This is a genomic window from Streptomyces paludis (assembly GCF_003344965.1).
GTDB classification, from domain to species: Bacteria; Actinomycetota; Actinomycetes; order Streptomycetales; family Streptomycetaceae; genus Streptomyces; species Streptomyces paludis.
In genome coordinates this window covers 2600063-2619873 of sequence record NZ_CP031194.1, presented here as the reverse complement: position 1 = coordinate 2619873, position 19811 = coordinate 2600063, and the positions used below count along the sequence as shown (strand labels likewise).

Genomic DNA, 19811 nt, shown 5'->3' with positions numbered 1-19811 from the left:
GCTCGCGTTGAAGTTGAAGGGGACGGGCCGGACGGCAGACCGCTCAGAAGCGGTACGGCGCGTACACGTCCATGCACGCGTCCTTCTCGGCGCCGTTGATCGCGTCCGCCGTGTCCGGTATCGCGCCCGCCTTCGACGGCGGCGCGGCGGTCTCCTCCGACGGCGAGGTCCCCGTACGCCAGTCCGCGCCCACGGTCACCGTGACCCCTGAGACATCCGTGGACCGCTGCACCGACGTCAGCGGGATCCCCAGCGCCTTGGCCACGCCCTGCGCGTCCCCCTCCAGCTCCGCGCTCGGGAACAGGACCGTCGTCTTCTCCTGCGGGGTGAGCGTCGCGTCCGCCCTGGCCAGTGTGTAGCCCTTGCCGACCAGCAGGGACGCCACGGTCGCCGCCCGTCCCCGTACCGGCGTCTGCGTCCCGCCCGTACCGTTCCGTACGAGCACACCGGTGTCGGCGGGGTCGCCGGCCGGGTCCTTGACCGCCGCGGCGGCCTGCTCGGCCGCCTTCTCCGCGGCCTTCTTCTTCTTGGCGGCCGCCGCCTCCTCGTCCGCCTTGCTGGCGTTGCCGTCGAAGGCGACGTCGTCGCGGAGCATCGTCCACATCTTGGTGGCGTCGGTCTGCTGGACGACCAGGTGGTTCGGATCCTGCGGATCCGTCACGGTCGGCATGGTGGTCATGGTGACCCGGTCGGTCGGCACGCTCTTGAGCTGCATGGCCAGATCGAAGAGCTTCTTGACCGTACCGATCTCCTCGGAGACCTCCAGCGACTTGGTGGCGGCCTCCGCCAGCCCGGTCAGCCGGGGGGTGTCCGTGAAGACGTTCTGCGACTTGAGATGACGGATCATCGAGTTCATGTACATGTGCTGCGCCTTGGCGCGGCCGAGGTCGCTGGAGAACGCGTGCCGGGTACGCAGCCACTGGAGGGCCTGTTCGCCCTTGACCTGGTGCGTGCCCTTGGTGAGCTTCAGCCCCGAACCGCCGGGGACCCCGGGGAGCGGCCGGTCCCACACGTTGTTCTTGACACAGACGTCGACCCCGCCGATCGCGTCGGCCATCTGCACGACACCGGAGAAGTCGATCGTCATCCAGTGGTCGATGTAGAGGCCGGTCAGGTTCTGCCAGGTGGCGAGGGTGCAGCCGGCGCCACCGCGTCCGAGCGACGCGTTGATGATCGTATTGGTCTTCGGGTAGACCTTGCCGGTCTCGGCGTCCTTGCACTCGGGTATGTCGACCCGGGTGTCCCGGGGTATGGACACGACCGAGGCGTTCTTCCGGTCGGCGGATATGTGGACGAGCATCTGTACGTCGGCGAGCGGCGGGTCCGACGTGAGGTTCTTGCCGCCGCCGAGCTTGACGTTCTCGGGCTTGCCGCGGCTGTCGGAGCCGAGAAGCAGGATGTTCAGCGGGGTGTCCCCGGCGGCGTTCGCCGCGGCCTTCTCGGGGTCGTCCGAGCCGCCGGTGCGTGCGCCGCTGCGGATGTTGTCGTTGAGGTGCTTGTAGTACAGGTAACCGGCGCCGGCCGTCCCGAGTATCAGCAGCGACAGTACGGCGGCGGCCCAGCGCAGCGCGCGCCGCAGGGTGCCGCGCCCGGCGACGGTGCCGCCACTGCTGCCGCTCGCGGCCGTACCGTCGGCACCGGCACCGCTGTCAGCGGCACCCGTACCCGCGTCCGTCCTCGCCTTCGCCTTTGTCGCCGTCTTCGTTCCCGTATCGCCGTCGGCACCCTCGTAGAGGCTGTCGTCCCAGCCCAACTCGCCTGCCTGGGGCGCCTGTTCCGGCGCGCCCTCAGGCCGTGCACCACTCTGCCCGCGCTGGCTCACTTGGCGCAGACCTGCTTGTCCGCTTTCACGCGCTGCACGACGTCCGACACCTTCGCCGCGCCCGTGATGGGCACGCCCGCGCCCTTGAAGTCCTTGCCGAGCGTCAGGGTCATCGCCTCAAGCCCCACCGCGTCCTCGGTGCCCGGCTTCATGCCGCTGCCCGGCAGTCCGAGCATCTCCGCGAGCGCCCGCGCCTGATCGGCCTGGTTCGGCGCGTACTCCAGCTGGGTCTTCTTGACCTCCGTGTCGGCGTTGCCCTTGTTGGAGGACTTCAGGACGCCCTCGGAGTTCTGGAGCCAGTTCAGCGTCTCCTGCGCCGAGCCCTGCGGCCCGCCGCCGTTGTACACGTCGACGCGTACATCGCCCGGAGCGGCCTTGGTGCCCTTGAGGAGCGCCGCCTGCTTCTTCTTGGCCGCGCTCTTCGCCGCCGACTCCTTCTCCTTCACCTCGGTGAGGGAGACATCGTTCTGCATCATCGTGAAGAGCTTCTTGGCCTCGGCCTCGTTGAGGACCACCGTGGCCCGGACGGCCTCCGCCGGGTTGTCGAGCACCGGCAGTGTCATGAAGGTGATGTTCTTCGCCGGGACCTTGGCGAGTTCCTTGGCCAGCTCGCTCAGCTTCTCGATGCTGCCGATGCCGGTGTCGACGGTGAGCGCCTTCGTCGCCGCCTCCGCCAGCTTGAACAGCTTGGTGGGGCTGGTGAGGGTGTCGCCCGACTTCATCTGGCGGATCATCGAGCTGAGGAACTGCTGCTGGGTCTGGATCCGGGTGAGGTCGCTCTCGTTGCCGAAGGCGTGCCGGGTCCGTACGAAGGCGAGGGCCTGCTCGCCCTCGATCCGGTGGGTGCCCTTGGTGAGCTTGAGCCGCGACTTCTTGTCGTCGACGTCCTTGTCCACACAGACCTCCACGCCGCCGACCGCGGTGGACAGCGTCTTGACGGCGTTGAAGTCCGCCATCATGAAGTGGTCGATCTCCAGGCCGGTGAGTTCGGTGGTCGTACGCATCGTGCAGCCGGGGTCCCGCTCGTCCTGGCCCAGGCTGTTGTTGAAGCGCTGGTCCGAGGAGCCCGGGATGACTTTGGTGCCTTCCTCGGTCTTGGTCTCGCAGTCGGGAATGTTGGTGATCAGGTCGCGCGGGATGGACAGCACCGTCGCGTTCGTACGGTCCTTCGACACATGGAACAGCAGATTGGTGTCGGCGTGGCCGATACTGCCCGCGTCGCCGTATCCCTCATTCCCGGCGCCGGTCCGCTTGTCCGTGCCGATCAGCAGGATGTTGACGGGCTGGCCCTTTTTGAATCCGCCGGTACCGGCGCCCGCGACATCGATCGTGGCGATGTTGCTATTGAGGTGCTCGTAGTAGAGATATCCGCCCGCGGAGGCGCCCACGAGGACGAACGCCAGTACACCGCCGGTCCACAGCAGGGCTTTCTTCTTGCCCGTCTTCTTCTTGCCCTTGCCCTTGCGGCGGCCGGCCGCGGCGGGCGGCGGGGCCGTCTGGTTCTTCCCCGCCCGCCGGCTCCGCTGGCCGGGCACGTCGGCCCGTCTGGCCTGCGGTTCCCGGTCCGGGTCGGGGTCCGGCTCCGTACCGGATCCGCCCGTCGCGGAGCCGCTGCCCTTACCCGTACCGGTGTCGGGGGCCGTGCCGGGGCCGTCGGTTCTCGAACCGGTGGCCGCGCGCGGTGCGGGCGGCTGCCCTGCGGAGCGGTCCAGTCGCAGCTCGTAGTTACCCGTGTCCGGGTTGAGCACCCACTGGTCGGCGGGATCGATTTCGTCCGCCTGCCCACGGCTATGTGCATCCACGGTTGCCTGAATCCTCCGTCGGTGCCACGCGAGTCGCCTTCTCTTCCGGAAGGCGCTCGGTTTTGCTCCAGCTAGTGCGCGACCTGTTGGTCGGATACACCGGATCGCGCCACACTATCCGTCCAGTTCGGCGTCGAGCGACGCCAGTGACACATTCCTCATCGCTTACAAGTGGGCAATCCGCTCAATCTCCGTGGACTGCTGCCATCTCTTTGAGGATCGCTTTACTCACACACGCCCGCCGCGGCATTTGTCCCCTCGAACACGGTGTCCCCGCCGTCCGGTGAGGGCGAGGCGGAGGGTGCGGTGTCATCGTCCTTGCTCGCCGGTACGACGGTGACGGCGGCGTCGTCGCGAAGCTGCTCGAAGAGCTTCCCGGCGGCCGGCTGCACCAGCTCGTCGCGGTTGCGGTCCAGGCTGTACTGCTGGCGCGGCACCGTAAGGAATTGCACCTTTTCGGTGGGTACGCTCCGCATGGACCGTGTCAGATCGTAGAGCGCGCTCAGCGAGCCCAGCCCGGGGTCCGTGGTGACCGACTTCGTCGCCGCGTCCAGGACCGGATAGAGCTGCGTCGGGTTGAGCAGGACACCGTTGCTCCGCACCTTCTTGAAGAGGGCGCCGAGGAACCGCTGCTGTCTGCCCATGCGCTGGGTGTCGCTGCCGTCCCCGAGGCTGTGCCGGGCGCGTACGTACGCGAGCGCCTGCTCCCCGTCGAGGGTGTGCGTACCGGCGTCGAGCTTGAGCTTGGAGTTCTTGTCGTCGACCGGTTCCTTCAGGCAGACCTTGACCCCGTCCACCGCGTCGACCATGTCCTTGAAGCCCTGGAAGTCCACCACCATGTGGTGGTCGACGCGTATGCCCGTGAGCTTCTCGATGGTACGGATCGTGCAGGCCGCGCCGCCGAACTCGAAGGCCCAGTTGAACTGCGCGAACTGCGCCCGCGTCCGGGAGCCGTCCGATCGGCGGCAGCTCGGGATGTCCACCATCAGGTCGCGGGGGAAGGAGACGGCGGTCGCGCTCTTCCGGTCGGCGGCCAGGTGCAGCAGGATCGTGGTGTCGGAACGCTGTGAACCGCCGTCGTCCCGGCCGTACTTGCCGTTCTTGCCGGCCCGGCTGTCCGAGCCGACGAGAAGTATGTTCTCCGCGTCGAGGACGACGGGCTTCGGCCGTTCCTTCTCGTACGTCTGAAGTTCGGCCGCGGTGGTGGTATCGGTCGTGATGTTGTGGTCGAGCTGCCGGTAGAACCACCAGCCGGCGCCGCCCGAGGCGAGGACGGCGGCGGCCGCGCCTACGGCTACCCAGCGCAACCAGCGGCGCTTGCGTCGTTTGAGCGGCTTCGGCGGTTTCGGGGGCGCGAGAGGCGCTTTGGCCTGTGCGTCGGCCGATATGTCCGTTCGTACGGCGGCCGGTGCGTCGGCCGGTGTGCCGGCGGCCACGGCGGCGGCCATGGCGGAGGCGGCGGCGGTGAGGGCGGCGGTCATGGCGGACGCGACGGCGGTGAGGGCGGCGCGGTACTCGTCCGCGGCCGCGTCCCTGATCCCGTCTCCGGCCTCGACGGCGGTCCCGTCGGCGCTCTCGTCCGCGGTCCCGTGCGTGGTCCTGTCCGCGGTCCCGTCCGCGGTCCCGTGCGCAGTTCCGTGCGTGGTCCCGTCCGTGCTCCCGGACTCGGTCCCGGACCCGGCGCCGGAGTTCTCGTTCGGCTCGGGCGGCGTGCCAGCACTGTCGGTCACGTCTTCGTCCATCCTTCAAGGCATCGACGGCGCACTGGGCCGCCGGTTGATGTCGTAGACGGGCAAACAGCGCCCTTGGTTGTACGGGAGGTCGTACATATTGCCGATCATGTACTTCAGTTTGGTTACGGCCGCGCTACCCCGGTCCGTTGTGTGCAGACCGGGCGGTTTTCGGACGTTCGCCGACGTTCGCCGACGCCGACACCACCCCGTTCACACCGCGCGGTGGGTGACCCGCTCGCTCGTCACACGCTGTTCGAGCGCCGCTGCCGGGAGCGACCCGAGGTGCCGGCAGAGCACCACGGAGCCGCCCGCCGCGAGCGGTGCGAACAGCCCGGCCGAGAGCCCGTCCCAGCTGTCGTACGCGAGCCCCGACAGCAGCCGCGAGCCCGGCGCCAGACCGCGCTCCGAGGCGTTCTCCCGTGCCAGCGCGACGAGTTGGGCCGAGGTCAGCTCCGTACCCTCGACGGTGAGCGCGGGCGCGTCCGGGTCGACCGGGGCGTACGGTGCGAAGCGGTCGCCCTGGCTGGGCACCTCCACCGCGTAATCGATGAAGCCCTCCGGCGGCTGCGGAAAGCGCCCGCCGAGCGGGCGCAGCGCGAGCGCCACCCGCTCGCCGCCGCACGCGCGCGCGGCATCGAGTGTGTCCGGACCGGTGACAACGAGGCCGGCCTTCGCTGGGTCGCCGCCGATGTCGACACTCACCCCCACCGAGGAGCAGGCGAGCAGCCAGACCGCGCTCTGCCAGTGCGCGGGCAGCAGCAGCGCGAGCCGGTCGCCCGGCTCCGCCGCCAGCTCGCCCTGGAGCAGGTTGGCGGTCTTGGACACCCAATTGGCGAAGGTGGCGACGGACAATTCGACCCGTTCACCGGTGGCATCGTCGTAGAACGTGACCAAGGGGCGGGCCGGGTCCGTGGCGAGAGCGGATCGCAGCAGGTCGGCGGGGGTACGGTCGCTGGCATTCACGCGGCAAAGGGTACGCCGCGACCCTGTGGGGCCACCGCCGTACCGGTGACGGCCTCCACCGGTTGGAGCGACGGGCCGTCAGTTTTCCGGGAGCGTCCAGCGGGCGCGCGGGCGGTCGGGCGCCGAGGATCGGTTCATGCGTGCCTACCTTGCAACCCCGATCGGCGTCGCGTGCACCGCCGCCCTGGTCCTTCCGCTGTCGTTCCCCTCGGGCGCCACCGCGCTCCCGGCGGCCGCCGGTACCCCGGTCGCGGCGGCCGCGCCGGCCTCAGTGCCGGCCGTGACCGTGCCCCCGGGCGTCCCCGGCTCCACCCAGTCGATCCCGCTGACCGCGCTCCCCGCCGACCGATCCCTGGGCGCCGCGCGGGAGCGGGGTGTGAGCCGCCGCGATGTGCGCCCCTTCTCGCTGCTCGGGGTCGTGTGGGACGACGCCGACACCGAGTTCCACGGCACGGTCCAGGTCCGTACCCGCGCGGCGGGCACCCAGACCTGGTCCGAGTGGCAGGACCTGGAGACCCACAACCAGGAACACGGCGCCGACCCCGGCAGCCAGGAACGCGACTCCGGCACCGTGCACGGCTCCACGGCCCCGCTCTGGGTCGGCGGCTCGGACGGCGTGGAGCTGCGCGTACGGGCCACCCAGGACCAGAACGAGACGGGCCCGGCCCGCGCGCTGCTCCCGCAGGGCCTGCGGCTGGAGTTGATCGACCCGGGCGTGGAACCGGCGGTGGGCGGCAGCGCGGAGCAGGGCGCGAAGGACACGGCCGAGACCCCGGCGGACCCCGCCACCACTACCGGCACCAGCACCACTACCGGTACCGGCACCACCGGTGAACGCGCCCCGCTCGCCCCCATGTCCCCCGAGGAGCTGGCCAGTTCGGCCGCGAACGAGGAACTGGTGGCCTCCGGCGCACGAGAGATCCCGGCCCTGGCCGTACCCGCGTCCGAGTCCTCGTCCGAGTCTTCGTCCTCTGCCGCGTCCTCCGCAGCGTCGGAGGCGGAGGCGCAGCGGTACGACGCCCCCCGGCCGCGCATCATCACCCGCAGGGGCTGGGGCGCCGACGAGTCCCTGCGTGAGCGGAACTTCGGCTACACCAGCACCGTCAAGGCCGCCTTCGTCCACCACAGCGCCACCGGAAACAACTACACCTGTGACGAGGCACCCTCAGTCCTGCGCAGTATCTACCGCTACCACGTCAAGAGCAGCGGCTGGCGCGACTTCGGCTACAACTTCGCCGTCGACAAGTGCGGAAACATCTACGAAGGGCGCGCCGGAGGAGTGGCCAAGCCCGTGCTGGGCGCCCACACCCTCGGTTTCAACACGAACTCCACGGGCATCGCCGTCCTCGGAACGTACACCGGTACGAACCCGCCCGCGGCGGCGGTCACCGCACTCGCCCAGCTCACCGCCTGGAAGCTCGGACTGCACGGCGTCAACCCCGGCGGCAAGGTCACCCTGACCTCCGGCGGCAGCGGAAAGTACGGCAAGGGGACCCGCGTCACCCTGCACACCATCTCCGGCCACCGGGACGGATTCGCCACCGAATGCCCAGGTGCCCACCTCTACGAGAAGCTCGGCACGGTACGGACGAAGGCGGCCGGATACCAGGGGCGCTGACCCGGTCCGCACGGACTGGTCGGTTCCGGGTACCCGCGCATGTATGGATATACGTACGTAGACGCGGCCCACGAGAACGCGATCACCGAGAAGCGGAGACCACACGTTGACAGAAGCGATCCTCCTGGTCGGCGGCAAAGGCACCAGACTGCGCCCCGTCACGGTGCACACACCCAAGCCCATGCTCCCGGCGGCGGGCGTGCCGTTCCTCACCCACCAGCTGGCGCGGGCCCGCGCGGCGGGCGTCGAGCACATCGTGCTCGCCACGTCGTACCTCGCGGAGGTGTTCGAACCGTACTTCGGTGACGGCTCGTCGCTCGGCCTGAGCCTGGAGTACGTGACCGAGCGCGAGCCCCTCGGCACGGGCGGCGCGCTGCGCAATGTCGCGTCGCGGCTGCGCGCCGGGCCCGACGACCCCGTACTCGTCTTCAACGGCGACATCCTCACCGGCCTCGACATCCGCGCCCTCGTCGCCACCCACGCGGCCTCCGGCGCGGATGTCTCACTGCACCTGACCCGCGTCCCTGACCCCCGCGCGTTCGGCCTCGTGCCGACCGACACGGACGGCCGCGTGACGGCCTTCCTCGAAAAGCCCCAGACCCCGGAGGAGATCGTCACCGACCAGATCAACGCGGGGGCGTATGTGTTCCGGCGCTCCGTGATCGACGCGATACCGGCGGGGCGGCCGGTATCGGTCGAACGGGAAACCTTCCCCGGCCTCCTTGCGGCCGGCGCGCACCTCCAGGGCATGGTCGACTCCACGTACTGGCTCGACCTCGGCACCCCGGCCGCGTTCGTCCGCGGCTCCGCCGATCTGGTCCTGGGCCGCGCCCCGTCCCCGGCGGTCCCCGGCCGCTGCGGCGACCGCCTCACCCTCCCGACCGCCACGGTCGCCCCCGACGCCAAACTCACGGCGGGCACGGTCGTCGGCGCGGGCGCGGTCATCGGCGCGGGCGCCCGGGTCGCGGGCAGCGTGATCCTCGACGGCGCGACCATCGCCCCCAACGCCACGATCACCAACTCACTGATCGGCAACCACGCCCACGTCGGCGCCCGCACGGTGGTCACGGACGCGGTGATCGGCGACGGCGCGATCGTGGGGCCGGACAACGAACTGCGCGAGGGGGTCCGGGTCTGGTGCGACGCGGTACTGGGCGCGGGCGCGGTGAGATTCTCCGCGGATCAGTAACCGGGGGGTCGCCTCCCGGCGGGGGGCGTAGTGCGGGCCGGTTTGGGGGTGCGGCCGGTTCGTTTTGTGCCGGGGGCCGGGGCACTCCGGAGGCGCATCCCCGGATGCATGATTTACGCCGCGTGCGGCTGGGTTCTTTGACTGCGGACCGTTCAGCGGCACAAATCACGCTCTACATCCGGGGACGTCACCTCCTGCGACCCCGGCCCCCTCCGGTCGTGGTCGGCCGACGCCCAGACGTCTTGGGCTGGGCCCGGACCCCTTACGCTCGACCTCGTGGCCGGACGCTTCTCCCCTGACAGACCCCACGCACCAGCGCGCAGCGCGACTCTGCGTGCCTCGGGGCTGAGTCGGCGGTGGACGCCGCCGGAGGGGCCGTACGACCTCGGTCTTGTGCTCGGGCCGTTGCGGCGGGGGCCGGGGGATCCGACGTTCCGGGCCGGTGGGGACGGGACGGTGTGGCGGACGTGCCGGACGCCCGAGGGCGCCGGGACGGTGCGCGTCGGCCGGGACGGGCGCGATGTGGTGGCCGAGGCGTGGGGGCCGGGGGCCGGGTGGCTGCTGGAGCGGCTGCCCGGACTGCTCGGCGCCGACGACGACCCCGGCGCCTTCACCCCGCGCCACCGCGTCCTCGCGGAGGCCCAGCGGCGTCGGCCGGGGCTGCGGCTCTGCCGGACCGGGCTCGTACTGGAGTCGCTGATTCCGTCGGTGCTGGAGCAGAAGGTCACGACGGTCGAGGCGTACCGCGCCTGGCGGCTGCTGGTACGGAAGTACGGCGAGCCCGCGCCCGGCCCCGGCGGGGAAGGCAACGAGGACGAGCACACGCGCCTGTACGTCGTGCCCGACGCCCGCACATGGGCGCTCGTCCCGTCGTGGGAGTGGCACAAGGCCGGGGTCGACGCCAAGCGGTCCGCGACGATCCTGCGTGCCGTGCGGGTCGCGCGCCGGATGGAGGAGGCGGCGGCGATGGCGCCGGCGGAGGCCGCCGCCCGGCTGGAGCTGATCCCGGGGATCGGGCCGTGGACGGCCGCCGAGGTGATCCAGCGTTCGAACGGCGCGCCCGACGCCGTCACCGTCGGCGATCTGCATCTGCCCGGCATCGTCGGGCACGCGCTCGCGGACGACCGGGACGCGGACGACGCGGCGATGCTGGAACTGCTCGCCCCGTACGAGGGCCAGCGCCACCGCGCCGTCCGGCTGATCCTGCTCAGCGGCCGGGTCCCGGCCCGGCGCGCGCCCCGGATGGAGATCCGGAACATCGCGCGCCTGTAGGGCCAAGTGCAACAGATCCTCAGCGCACCTCGATAAAGCCCTCCGGCGTCCGGGCCGGCCGCGCGGCCGGTGCCGTCGCCGCGTGCCCCACCGCGACCGCGCCCATCGGGTCCCAGTCGGCGGGCAGCGCCAGGACGTCCCGTACGACGTCCCGGCAGAACATCGTGGACGAGACCCACGCGGAGCCGAGCCGTTCGCCGGCCAGGGCGACCAGGAAGTTCTGGACGCCCGCGCCCATCGCGACGACGAACATCTCGCGCTCGGCCGCGTCGCGCCGCGGATCGCCGTATGTGTGCGCGCCGTCCGCGACGAGGCACGGGACCACGAGATACGGCGCCCGGCGCAGCACCTCGCCGCGCCGGACGCGCTTGGCGACGGACTCCTCCGATTTGCCGTCGCGGCGCAGATCCGCGATCCAGGCGTCGCGCATCGCGTCCAGCAGCCGCAGCCGGGACTCCGCCGACTCCAGCAGGACGAAGCGCCAGGGTGTGGTGTGGTGCGGGGCGGGCGCGGTGAGCGCCGCCGCGACCGCGCGGCGGACCGCGCCGGGGTCGACCGGCTCGTCGGTGAAGTCGCGGACGGTACGGCGCTGGGTCACCGCCTCCCGTACGGCCTCGGACGTGCCGAGCCGGAACATGTCGTCGGCGGCGTCCCGCACCAGCGAACGGCTGCCGGTGTCGGGAACGGAAGGGCCGACGAGGTGCGGCAGGCCGCTCACCACCGCGACCGGCAGCCCTTCGGTCTTGCCCTTGACCAGGTCGCCCGCCGCCGCCAGCTCGTCCGCGAGCGCGATGACCGTTGCCTGGAGCGGATTGCCGTGCGCGTCCGTGCCGCCGCGCAGATCGTCCAGGACCCGTACCCCCGCCGCGCCGATCGCGACATCGGTGAGCCCGTTGCGCCAGGGCCGGCCGAAGGTGTCGGTGACGATCACGCCGATGTCCACGCCGAGCGTGTCCCGCAGCCCGTCCCGGATCGCGCGGGCGGAGGCGTCGGGGTCCTCGGGCAGCAGCAGGACCGTGCCGGGCGCGGTGTTCGAGGCGTCGACCCCGGCGGCGGCCATGATCAGGCCCTGCCGGTTCTCGACGATACGGAGCGGGCCGCGCCGCGCGACGACCCGGACCGTCTCCGCGTCGATCGCCGCCTCGCGGTCCGTCGCCTCGACGATCCGGCCCTCGGCCTTGGAGACGATCTTCGAGGTGACGAGCAGGACATCCCCGTCGGCCAGCCCGGGAGAGGTGGCGGCGATGAGCTTGGCGAGGTCGTCGCCGGGGCGGATCTCCGGCAGCCCCGGCAGCGCGCGCACCTTGTACGAGGGGGCGCCCGTCATGCCCGTACCGCCCGTCATGCCCGCACCTCCTCGGCCAGCGCGAGCGCCTCGCGGGCCATCGCGGCGGTGGTGTCCGCGTCCGACATCATCAGCGGAACGGCGCGGCTGCGGATGCCCGCGGCCTCTATGGCGGGTACGGAGGAGGCGTCCACGGTGTCGACCAGCCAGCCGTCGAGCAGCCCCGAGCCGTAGTGCAGCGCGACGGCCGCGGCCGTCGCCTCGACGCCGATCGCGGCGAGCACCTTGTCGGCCATCCCGCGCACGGGCGCGTCCCCGACGATGGGGGAGAGGCCGACGACCGGCACGCCCGCCTCGGCGATGGCCTCGCGGATACCGGGGACGGCGAGGATCGTGCCGATGCTGACGACCGGGTTGGACGGCGGGAAGAGGATGACGTCGGCGGCGGCGATGGCCTCCAGCACGCCCGGCGCCGGCTTGGCCTGCTCGGCGCCGACCGGCACGACCGCCTGGGCGTCGACGGACGCCCGCAGCTTCACCCAGTACTCCTGGAAGTGCACGGCCTGGCGCTCGCCGTCCACCTCGATCGCGACATGCGTCTCCACGCGGTCGTCGGACATGGGCAGCAGCCGTACGCCCGGCTTCCAGCGGGCGCAGAGCGCCTCGGTGACGGCGCTCAGCGGATAGCCGGCGCCAAGCATCTGCGTACGGACGATGTGTGTGGCGAAGTCGCGGTCGCCGAGGCCGAACCACTCGGGCCCCACCCCGTAGGCCGCCAGCTCCGCCTTCACCTGGAACGTCTCGTCGAGACGCCCCCAGCCCTGCTCTTCGTTGATGCCACCGCCGAGGGTGTACATCACGGTGTCGAGGTCGGGACAGACCTTCAGCCCGAACAGATGGATGTCATCACCCGTGTTGCCGATGACCGTGACGTCCGCGTCCGGCGCGGCCTGCTTGAGGCCACGCAGGAAACGGGCGCCGCCGATGCCGCCGGCCAGAACCACAATGCGCATGAGAACAGTGTGTCAGGCAGGTACGACATCCTCCGAGGCCGCGGCGACCGCCGCGGTGGTGTGCATCGGCATCTCGGTGAGCCCCGGGTAGTAGATGTGCAGGCTCACCGCCGGTTCGAGCGACGCGTTGACCATCTCGTGTGCCTGCCCCGGCGCCACCACCCGCTCCGCGCCCGGCGCGAGGACCCGGCTGCCGCCTTCCGAACGCTCCGTCAGTTCGCCTTCGAGGACGGTCAGTACGCCCGAGGACCGGCCGTGGTCATGCAGGTCGGTGCCCTGCCCCGGCACCCAGGAGAGCAGCCAGACCTCGTAGCCGGGCCCGGTGCGCAGCCGGTGGTACCAGCGGCTGGTGGCGTCGTACTGGACGAGCGGTGCCCACTGCGCGCGGTCGGCGGCGACGGTACGGGCGAGGCCGACGAAGTCGGCGACGGTGACGGGGTGCTCCCGGGCGGGCTGGAGAAGGTGCGGGACCTCAAGGAGGTCGCCGGCGATCTGAAGGTCGCTGTCGCTGTTCATGGGGTGCGGTGGTCCTCGGCAGATACGGATGACGAAGGCGGGTCACACGGATGAAGCGGGGAAGGCGGGTCACACGGCGCGGAGCGTGGTGAACACGCGGGAGCGAGCGGTGATGATCAACGCGATCGGCTGGAGCCTCGGGGCATCAACAGCAGGCGCGGGCGGAACAGCGACAGCGGGCCTGGACAGCACTGCGGAATCCACGGGCGTGGGTCGCGGTCTGCGAGGGGTTCGCTGGCATGAGACCTAAGGTCGCGAATCCGCTCCCAGATGTCAACTCGGTAACTGATTCGGCGGCAATGTTTCACCTCTTCCGGTTGCTTCGACGGGAGAAAGGTTTGTGCGCGAAAGGCCGCGGACACATGGGGCAGCGACTGTCCGGCGGCGGCGACCGGTGGCGTACCGGTGGTGCCGCCCGGCGGTCGTGACTGTGATCCGGATCGCAACCTCGGCCGGACACGCAACAGGGCCGTGGTTCGTGACGTCTCTCTTGTCGAGAGAGAGGTGATGCGGGCAGGCCAGTGGCATGTGTCAGGTTTTTGGTGATTTGAACACTTTCCGCATAGCCTTGGTTCCGGAGAGTGAATACCGGGCCCAATAGCAGATCTCGGCTTGACCCACCCAGAGCACGCACTTGTAATTTCACTCGTGTCGTTCGGCCGAACTCGACAGCGGCCACAGCCACGGGGACGTATATAGACAGACGAGGGGCGCACATGACCGAGCTGTTCGAACAACTGCTGGTCGAGGACGCGGACGAAGAACTCGGCTGGCAGGAGCGCGCCTTGTGCGCCCAGACCGATCCCGAGTCCTTCTTCCCGGAGAAGGGCGGTTCCACCCGCGAGGCCAAGAAGGTCTGCCTCGCCTGCGAGGTCCGCTCCGAATGCCTCGAATACGCCCTCGCCAACGACGAGCGATTCGGCATCTGGGGAGGACTTTCCGAACGCGAGCGGCGCCGGCTCAAAAAGGCCGCGATCTGACGCCCCGCGCTCACTCCGGAAGACCGGCCCGAAACCCGGCCCGAGACCCCGCCCGAAACCCGGCCCGAGGCTCTGCCCGAAACCCGGTCCGGCCTCCCCGCCCCACCGGCCCCGCCCTCACCCACGTACGACACGGTCCGCCGTCCGCGCTTCCCCGCGGACGGCGGACCGTTCCGTTTCCCGGCGGACCCGGTGACCCGGCGCTCCTTGTCCGTTCCTACCGTTAGTGTGGGGCCCCGTCCGAGACGCTCCAACGCCCCTTCGGGGCGACCCCCCGGCCGGAGGGCCTGCTACTTCAATGTCCCCCACCACAGCCGCGTTCGTTCCCGCCACCGCCCCCGAGTTCCCGCGGCACGTCGTGACCGCGGTGCTCGTCTCCCACGACGGCGCGCGCTGGCTGCCCGACGTCCTCGCGGGGCTGCTGGGCCAGGAACGCCCCGTACAGAACGTCATGGCAGCCGACACCGGCAGCGCCGACGACTCCGCCCGACTCCTCACCGAGGCCCTCGGCGACGACCATGTGCTGCACCTCGCGCGCCGGTCCGGCTTCGGCGCGGCCGTGGACGAGTCCGCCCGGCTCGCCGGCGTGCTCACCCCCGAGGACATCGCGTATCTGCGGCGGCCGGGCGGCTGGAACCCGGTGACCCGCACCTGGCAGGACGAGAACTACGACCTGCCGGAACTCCCGCACGGCGAACCGGTGCAGTGGCTCTGGCTCCTCCACGACGACAGCGCGCCCGCGCCCGACGCCCTCGCCGAACTCCTGCGCGTCGCCGACTCCGACGAGTACGCCGCCGTCGTCGGCCCCAAACTCCGCGGCTGGTACGACCGCAAGCAGCTCCTCGAAGTCGGCGTCTCCATCGCCAACAGCGGACGCCGCTGGACCGGCCTCGACCGGCGCGAGCAGGACCAGGGCCAGCACGACCAGGTCCGTACGGTCCTCTCCGTCTCCAGCGCCGGCATGCTCGTGCGCCGCGACGTCTGGGACGAACTCGGCGGCTTCGACCGGGCGCTGCCCCTCATGCGCGACGACGTCGACTTCTGCTGGCGCGCGCACGCCGCCGGACACCGGGTGCTCGTCGCCCCCGACGCCGTCCTGCGGCACGCCGAGGCATCCGCGCGCGAGCGCCGCAGCGTCGACTGCGCGGGCCGCTCCGTCGTCAACCCGCACCGCGTCGACAAGGCCGGCGCCGTCTACACCATGCTCGTCAACGCACGGGCCACCGTGCTGCCCTACGTGCTCTTCCGGCTCGTCATCGGCACGCTCCTGCGCACCCTCGCCTACATCGTCGGCAAGGCGCCCGTCCAGGCCATCGACGAGGTCATGGGGCTCTGCGGCACCCTGCTGCGCCCGGGCAGGATCATCAGCGGCCGCAAGGAGCGCGGCAAGGCCGTCGTCGAGGCGGCCGAACTGCGCCCCCTCTTCCCGCCCGCCGGCGCCACCATCCGCGTCACCGTCGAACAGATCGCCACCACCTTCGGCGGCGACTCCGACGGTACGGACGCGGGCGGCTCGCGCCACGGCGCCGTCGAGTCCGGACCGGGCGGCGACGACGCCGACTACATGGAGATCGAGCAGTTCGCCCGGCTCAAGAAGCTGGCCCGCAAGCCCGGGCCCGTCCTCTTCGCGCTCCTCCTGCTCATCTCCGTCGTCGCCTGCCGCGGCCTCTTCGGCGGCGGCTCCCTCGCCGGCGGCGCGCTGCTCCCGGCGCCCGCCGACGTATCCGACCTCTGGTCCCGTTACGCGGACGGCTGGCACCCCGTCGGCACGGGGCTCACCGACACCGCGCCGCCCTATCTCGCTGTACTCGCGGCCCTGTCCGCGCTGTTCCTCGGCTCCACCGGCTTCGCGCTGACCCTGCTGCTCGTCTGCTCCGTGCCGCTCGCCGGGGTCACCGCGTACTTCGCCTCGCGCACCCTCGTACCGTCCCGGCTGCTGCGCGCCTGGGCGAGCGTCGCGTACGCCTTCCTGCCCGCCGCGACCGGCGCCCTGGCCACCGGGCGGCTCGGCACGGCCGTGCTCGCCGTCCTGCTGCCGCTGATCGCCCGCGCCGCCGTCGCCGCGTACGCCCTGCGCGACGGCGCGCACGCCGAGGCGCGCGGCAGCTGGCGCGCGACCTGGGCGTACGCCTTCCTGCTGACCCTCGCGATGGCCTTCACGCCGATCGTCTGGCCGCTGGCCGGGCTGCTCGGCCTGGGCGTCCTCGTGCTGCGGCGCGGCGACATCAAGGCGTACGCGCCGCGCGTGCTCGTCGCGCTCGGCACCCCGCTGCTGATGCTGGCGCCCTGGTCGCTGTCGCTGCTGACCGACCCCGGCGCCTTCTTCCGCGAGGCGGGCCTGGAGTTCGGCACGGGCTCGGCGACCGCGCTCGACCTGCTCGGCATCAGCCCCGGCGGGCCCAAGGCGGCCGGCGGGATCCTGATGCTCGGCATCGTGCTGGCCGCGCTGGCCGCCCTGCTCCGCGGCGAGCGGCAGTTCGCGATCCGTACGGCCTGGGCGGTGGCCCTGGGCGCGCTCGTCTTCGCCGTCCTCTCCAACAACTCCGGCTGGGCCGGACCCGCCACCCTGCTCTACGGGCTCGCGCTGATCGCCGCGGCCGTCCTCGGCGCCGACGGCGCCCGGATCCGGGTCGCCGCCGAGAGCTTCGGCTGGCGCCAGCCCGTCGCCGTGCTCATCGCCGCCGCCGCGGGCGCCGCCCCGCTGATCGCCGCCTTCGGCTGGATGATCGGCGGCGCGGCCGGACCGCTGGAGCGCCGCGACCCGGTGCAGGTCCCCGCGTTCGTCGCCGAGGAGAGCATCACCCGTGACCAGCCGCGCACCCTCGTGCTCGGCGGCACCTCACCGGCCGTGGTCTCGTACTCCCTGGTCAGGGGCTCCGGCGCGCGGCTCGGTGACGCCGAACTGACCGCGTCGGGCGGCGGGGACGCCCGGCTCGACAAGATCGTCGCGAATCTGGTGGCCGGCTCCGGCGCCGACCAGACCGACCAGCTCAGCGGCTTCGCGATCCGGTACGTACTGGTACGGGACGGAGCGCCGCGCGAGACGAGCCGTGTCCTCGACGCCACCCCGGGCCTGACCCGGCTCAGCCAGCTCGACGGCAGCGCGCTGTGGCGCGTGGACCGGCAGATCTCGCGGGCCACCATCGTGAACGGCAAGGGCATCGGCGAGCCGCTGGCCGTCGCCGCCGGGCCGGTCGAGGCACACACCAAGATCCCGTCGGGCTCCGCCGGGCGGGTGCTGCGGATCGCGGACCGGGCGGACGACGGCTGGGAGGCCACGCTCGACGGCAAGCCCCTGCCGAAGAAGACCGTCGACGGCTGGGCGCAGGGCTTCGAACTGCCCGCCGAGGGCGGCCGGCTCGACCTCACGTACGAGGAGCCCTTCACCCACCGGGTGTGGATCTGGGCGCAGTGCGCGCTCGCCGTCGTCCTGCTGGTGCTGGCCCTGCCGGGGCGGCGCCGGGAGATCGACGACGACCTGCCCGAGGAGGACACCGAGATCCCGGCGGAGTCCGCGTCGGGCGACGGACGCAGGGCGCGCAGGCTGCGCGCGGCGGCGGAGGCGGAGGGCGCCGAGACGCCCGATCTGCCGGATGCGCCGGACGCGCGGGCCGAGGGGGAGAACGCGGACGTACTCGCGGGCGTACCGCAGCAGCGGACCGAGGCGCAGGCACAGGAACAGCCGCAGCAGCCCCAGGCCCAGGACCAGACGTACGACGAATGGGACCCGGGCACGTACACGCAGCAGCCCGTGCCGCCTGTACAGCAGCCCGTGCAGCAGTACGCCGAGGGCCAGTACCAGCAGGAGTACCAGCAGCAGTACGCCCCCGACCCGTACCAGCAGCAGGGCCAGTACCCGGAGGGGCAGTACCAGGACGGCGGCCAGTACCAGGACGGCGGCTTCCCGGCCGCCGGACCGTACGTACAGGAGCAGCAGCCGTACGACCCCTACGGGTACACCCAGCAGCCCCAGCCGCCCCACCAGCAGCCCTACGGTGACGGCCCCTACGGGAACGCCCCCGAGAACGACCCGCGTCAGCGCCCCGACGGGAGCAGCAACCAGTGAACCGTACGACCCTCTCCCTCCTCGCGGTCGCCACCGCCCTCGCCGCCATCACCGGCTTCGCCTCCATGACCGCCCCGGCGGCCGGGGACACGGCCGCCCCGGCGACCGCCGCACGGCTGCCGGTGGAGCGCACCAGCCAGCTCTGCCCCGTACCGAGCGTCTCGGACGTCGCGGAGACCACGTACACCTCCGTCACCCCTACGGGTAAGGGCGGCGCGGACCGTGAGGCGAGCGCGGAGGGCGACGCCTCGGCCGAGCTGAAGGTGTCGACCGTGACCCTGATCGCCAATGACGGCAAGCAGGAGAGCACGACCAAGAAGGACACGTCCGACACCAAAGCGTTCCTCGCCCTGAAGGAGCCCGGCAAGCCGGTCACCGCCGAGAAGAACGGCGCCGACGCCCCGGCGCTCGTCGGCGTCGCCACCGGCCGGTTCGCCCCCGGCTGGACCACGCAGCAGACCACCACGGTCGGCGTCGGCGACGCGCGCGGGCTGCTCGGGCTGACCTGCACCCCGCCGGAGACCGACTTCTGGTTCCCCGCCGCGAGCACCGAGCGCTCCCGCCAGGACTATGTCCACCTCACCAACCCCGACGACTCGGTGGCGGTCGTGGACATCGAGCTGTACGGGAAGGAGGGCCTGATCAAGTCGGAGACGGGGGAGGGCATTCCGGTCCCCGCCCGGTCCAGCGTCCCCGTGCTGCTCTCCACGCTGTCCACCCAGGACGAGCCCAATGTGACCGTCCATGTCACCACCCGTACGGGCAGGATCGGGGCCGCGGTGAGCGCCGCCGACACCGCGGGCGGCAGCGACTGGCTGGCCGCCTCGGCGGACGCGGCGGGCCGCCAGGTGCTCCCCGGCATCCCGGCGGACGCCACCGACGTACGGCTGGTGGCGTTCTCGACCGGCGACGACGACGCCGACCTCAAGGTCCAGCTCGCCGGCTCCGACGGTACGTTCACCCCGGCCGGCGCGGAGAGCCTGCACGTCAAGTCGAAGATGACGGCGGCGCTCGACCTGTCGGACGTGACCAAGGGCGAGGCGGGCACGCTGATCGTCTCCCCGTCCGGCGGCGGACGCGGAGCCCCGGTGGTCGCGGCGCTGCGCGTGGTGCGCGGCAAGGGCGACAAGCGGGAGATCGCCTTCATCCCGGCGACCGGCGCGATCGCCTCACGGGCGACCGTGGCCGACAACCGCGCCAAGGGCTCGACCCTCTATCTGACGGCCCCGGGCGCGACCGCGAAGGTCAAGGTCACGGCCTCGGCGGGCAGCGGGGGCGGCGAGGCGACGGTGAAGACGTACACGGTCAAGGCCGGTACGACCCTGGGCGTGGAGCCGGAGGTGCCGGCCGGGCTCAAGGGCGCGTACGCGCTGACGGTGGAACCGGAGTCGGGCGGTCCGGTGCACGCGGCGCGGATGCTGTCGCTGCCGGAGGACGGCGTCCAGATGTTCACCGTACAGACGCTGCCGGACGACCGGGGGACGGTCTCCGTACCGGAGGCGCGCGAGGACCTCTCGATCCTGGAGGGGAAGTAGCGGATGCGGGCGGGGGA

The 19811-nt window shown here is 71.8% G+C and carries 13 protein-coding genes; 6 read left to right on the top strand and 7 right to left on the bottom strand.

Features of this window, described 5'->3' with window-relative positions; translation table 11 throughout:
- Positions 1-43: 43 nt before the first annotated feature.
- The 4 genes from DVK44_RS11235 to DVK44_RS11220 form a co-directional block, all read right to left on the bottom strand.
- Positions 44-1753 carry an LCP family protein gene (locus DVK44_RS11235; protein WP_114659549.1) on the bottom strand — a complete coding sequence of 570 codons (1710 nt, stop codon included), beginning with the start codon at positions 1751-1753 and terminating at the stop codon, positions 44-46.
- A gap of 65 nt (positions 1754-1818) precedes the next feature.
- A complete protein-coding gene (locus DVK44_RS11230) occupies positions 1819-3624 on the bottom strand; it encodes an LCP family protein (protein ID WP_114659548.1) in 1806 nt (601 codons plus the stop codon).
- A gap of 224 nt (positions 3625-3848) precedes the next feature.
- On the bottom strand, positions 3849-5366 hold the full coding sequence (locus DVK44_RS11225; RefSeq protein WP_114659547.1) for an LCP family protein: 1518 nt from the start codon (positions 5364-5366) through the stop codon (positions 3849-3851).
- Between the two features lie 201 nt (positions 5367-5567).
- On the bottom strand, positions 5568-6320 hold the full coding sequence (locus DVK44_RS11220) for a TIGR03089 family protein (RefSeq protein ID WP_114659546.1): 753 nt from the start codon (positions 6318-6320) through the stop codon (positions 5568-5570).
- 136 nt (positions 6321-6456) lie between these two features.
- Here DVK44_RS11220 and DVK44_RS11215 point away from each other — a divergent pair, with 136 nt between their 5' ends.
- From DVK44_RS11215 to DVK44_RS11205, 3 genes are all read left to right on the top strand, one after another.
- Positions 6457-7938 (top strand): peptidoglycan recognition protein family protein, encoded by a 1482-nt coding sequence (locus DVK44_RS11215; protein ID WP_114659545.1) that lies wholly within the window; start codon positions 6457-6459, stop codon positions 7936-7938.
- A 106-nt stretch (positions 7939-8044) separates the two neighbouring features.
- Positions 8045-9127: a mannose-1-phosphate guanylyltransferase gene (manB, locus tag DVK44_RS11210; RefSeq protein WP_114659544.1), complete on the top strand. Its 1083-nt coding sequence runs from the start codon at positions 8045-8047 to the stop codon at positions 9125-9127.
- A 276-nt stretch (positions 9128-9403) separates the two neighbouring features.
- Positions 9404-10399, top strand: a complete 996-nt coding sequence (locus DVK44_RS11205) for a DNA-3-methyladenine glycosylase family protein (RefSeq protein WP_114659543.1) — start codon at positions 9404-9406, stop codon at positions 10397-10399.
- Between the two features lie 19 nt (positions 10400-10418).
- Here DVK44_RS11205 and DVK44_RS11200 read toward each other — a convergent pair whose 3' ends face one another.
- The 3 genes from DVK44_RS11200 to DVK44_RS11190 are packed head-to-tail and all read right to left on the bottom strand — an operon-like array spanning position 10419 to position 13213.
- Complete coding sequence (locus DVK44_RS11200; protein ID WP_114659542.1) at positions 10419-11744, bottom strand: coenzyme F420-0:L-glutamate ligase; 1326 nt, start codon at positions 11742-11744, stop codon at positions 10419-10421.
- Entirely contained in the window at positions 11741-12697 is a 957-nt protein-coding gene (gene cofD, locus DVK44_RS11195) for a 2-phospho-L-lactate transferase (protein WP_114659541.1), read from the bottom strand. Before cofD ends, DVK44_RS11200 begins: the two co-directional genes overlap by 4 nt.
- Positions 12698-12709: 12 nt before the next feature.
- A complete protein-coding gene (locus tag DVK44_RS11190; RefSeq protein ID WP_114659540.1) occupies positions 12710-13213 on the bottom strand; it encodes a cysteine dioxygenase in 504 nt (167 codons plus the stop codon).
- Positions 13214-13929: 716 nt separating this feature from the next.
- Here DVK44_RS11190 and DVK44_RS11180 point away from each other — a divergent pair.
- The 3 genes from DVK44_RS11180 (at position 13930) to DVK44_RS11170 (ending at position 19794) form a co-directional block, all read left to right on the top strand.
- Entirely contained in the window at positions 13930-14193 is a 264-nt protein-coding gene (locus DVK44_RS11180; RefSeq protein WP_114659539.1) for a WhiB family transcriptional regulator, read from the top strand.
- 298 nt (positions 14194-14491) lie between these two features.
- Positions 14492-18259: a glycosyltransferase family 2 protein gene (locus DVK44_RS11175; protein ID WP_114659538.1), complete on the top strand. Its 3768-nt coding sequence runs from the start codon at positions 14492-14494 to the stop codon at positions 18257-18259.
- Complete coding sequence (locus DVK44_RS11170; RefSeq protein WP_114659537.1) at positions 18256-19794, top strand: DUF5719 family protein; 1539 nt, start codon at positions 18256-18258, stop codon at positions 19792-19794. Before DVK44_RS11175 ends, DVK44_RS11170 begins: the two co-directional genes overlap by 4 nt.
- The last annotated feature ends 17 nt before the right edge of the window (positions 19795-19811 follow it).

Bases quoted from the DNA above. Each gene is read 5' to 3' on its own strand.
- DVK44_RS11225 (WP_114659547.1), bottom strand. From the start codon at position 5,366: ATGGACGAAGACGTGACCGACAGTGCTGGCACGCCGCCCGAGCCGAAC.
- DVK44_RS11215 (WP_114659545.1), top strand. From the start codon at position 6,457: ATGCGTGCCTACCTTGCAACCCCGATCGGCGTCGCGTGCACCGCCGCC.
- DVK44_RS11200 (WP_114659542.1), bottom strand. From the start codon at position 11,744: ATGACGGGCGGTACGGGCATGACGGGCGCCCCCTCGTACAAGGTGCGC.
- cofD (WP_114659541.1), bottom strand. From the start codon at position 12,697: ATGCGCATTGTGGTTCTGGCCGGCGGCATCGGCGGCGCCCGTTTCCTG.
- DVK44_RS11190 (WP_114659540.1), bottom strand. From the start codon at position 13,213: ATGAACAGCGACAGCGACCTTCAGATCGCCGGCGACCTCCTTGAGGTC.
- DVK44_RS11180 (WP_114659539.1), top strand. From the start codon at position 13,930: ATGACCGAGCTGTTCGAACAACTGCTGGTCGAGGACGCGGACGAAGAA.
- DVK44_RS11175 (WP_114659538.1), top strand. From the start codon at position 14,492: ATGTCCCCCACCACAGCCGCGTTCGTTCCCGCCACCGCCCCCGAGTTC.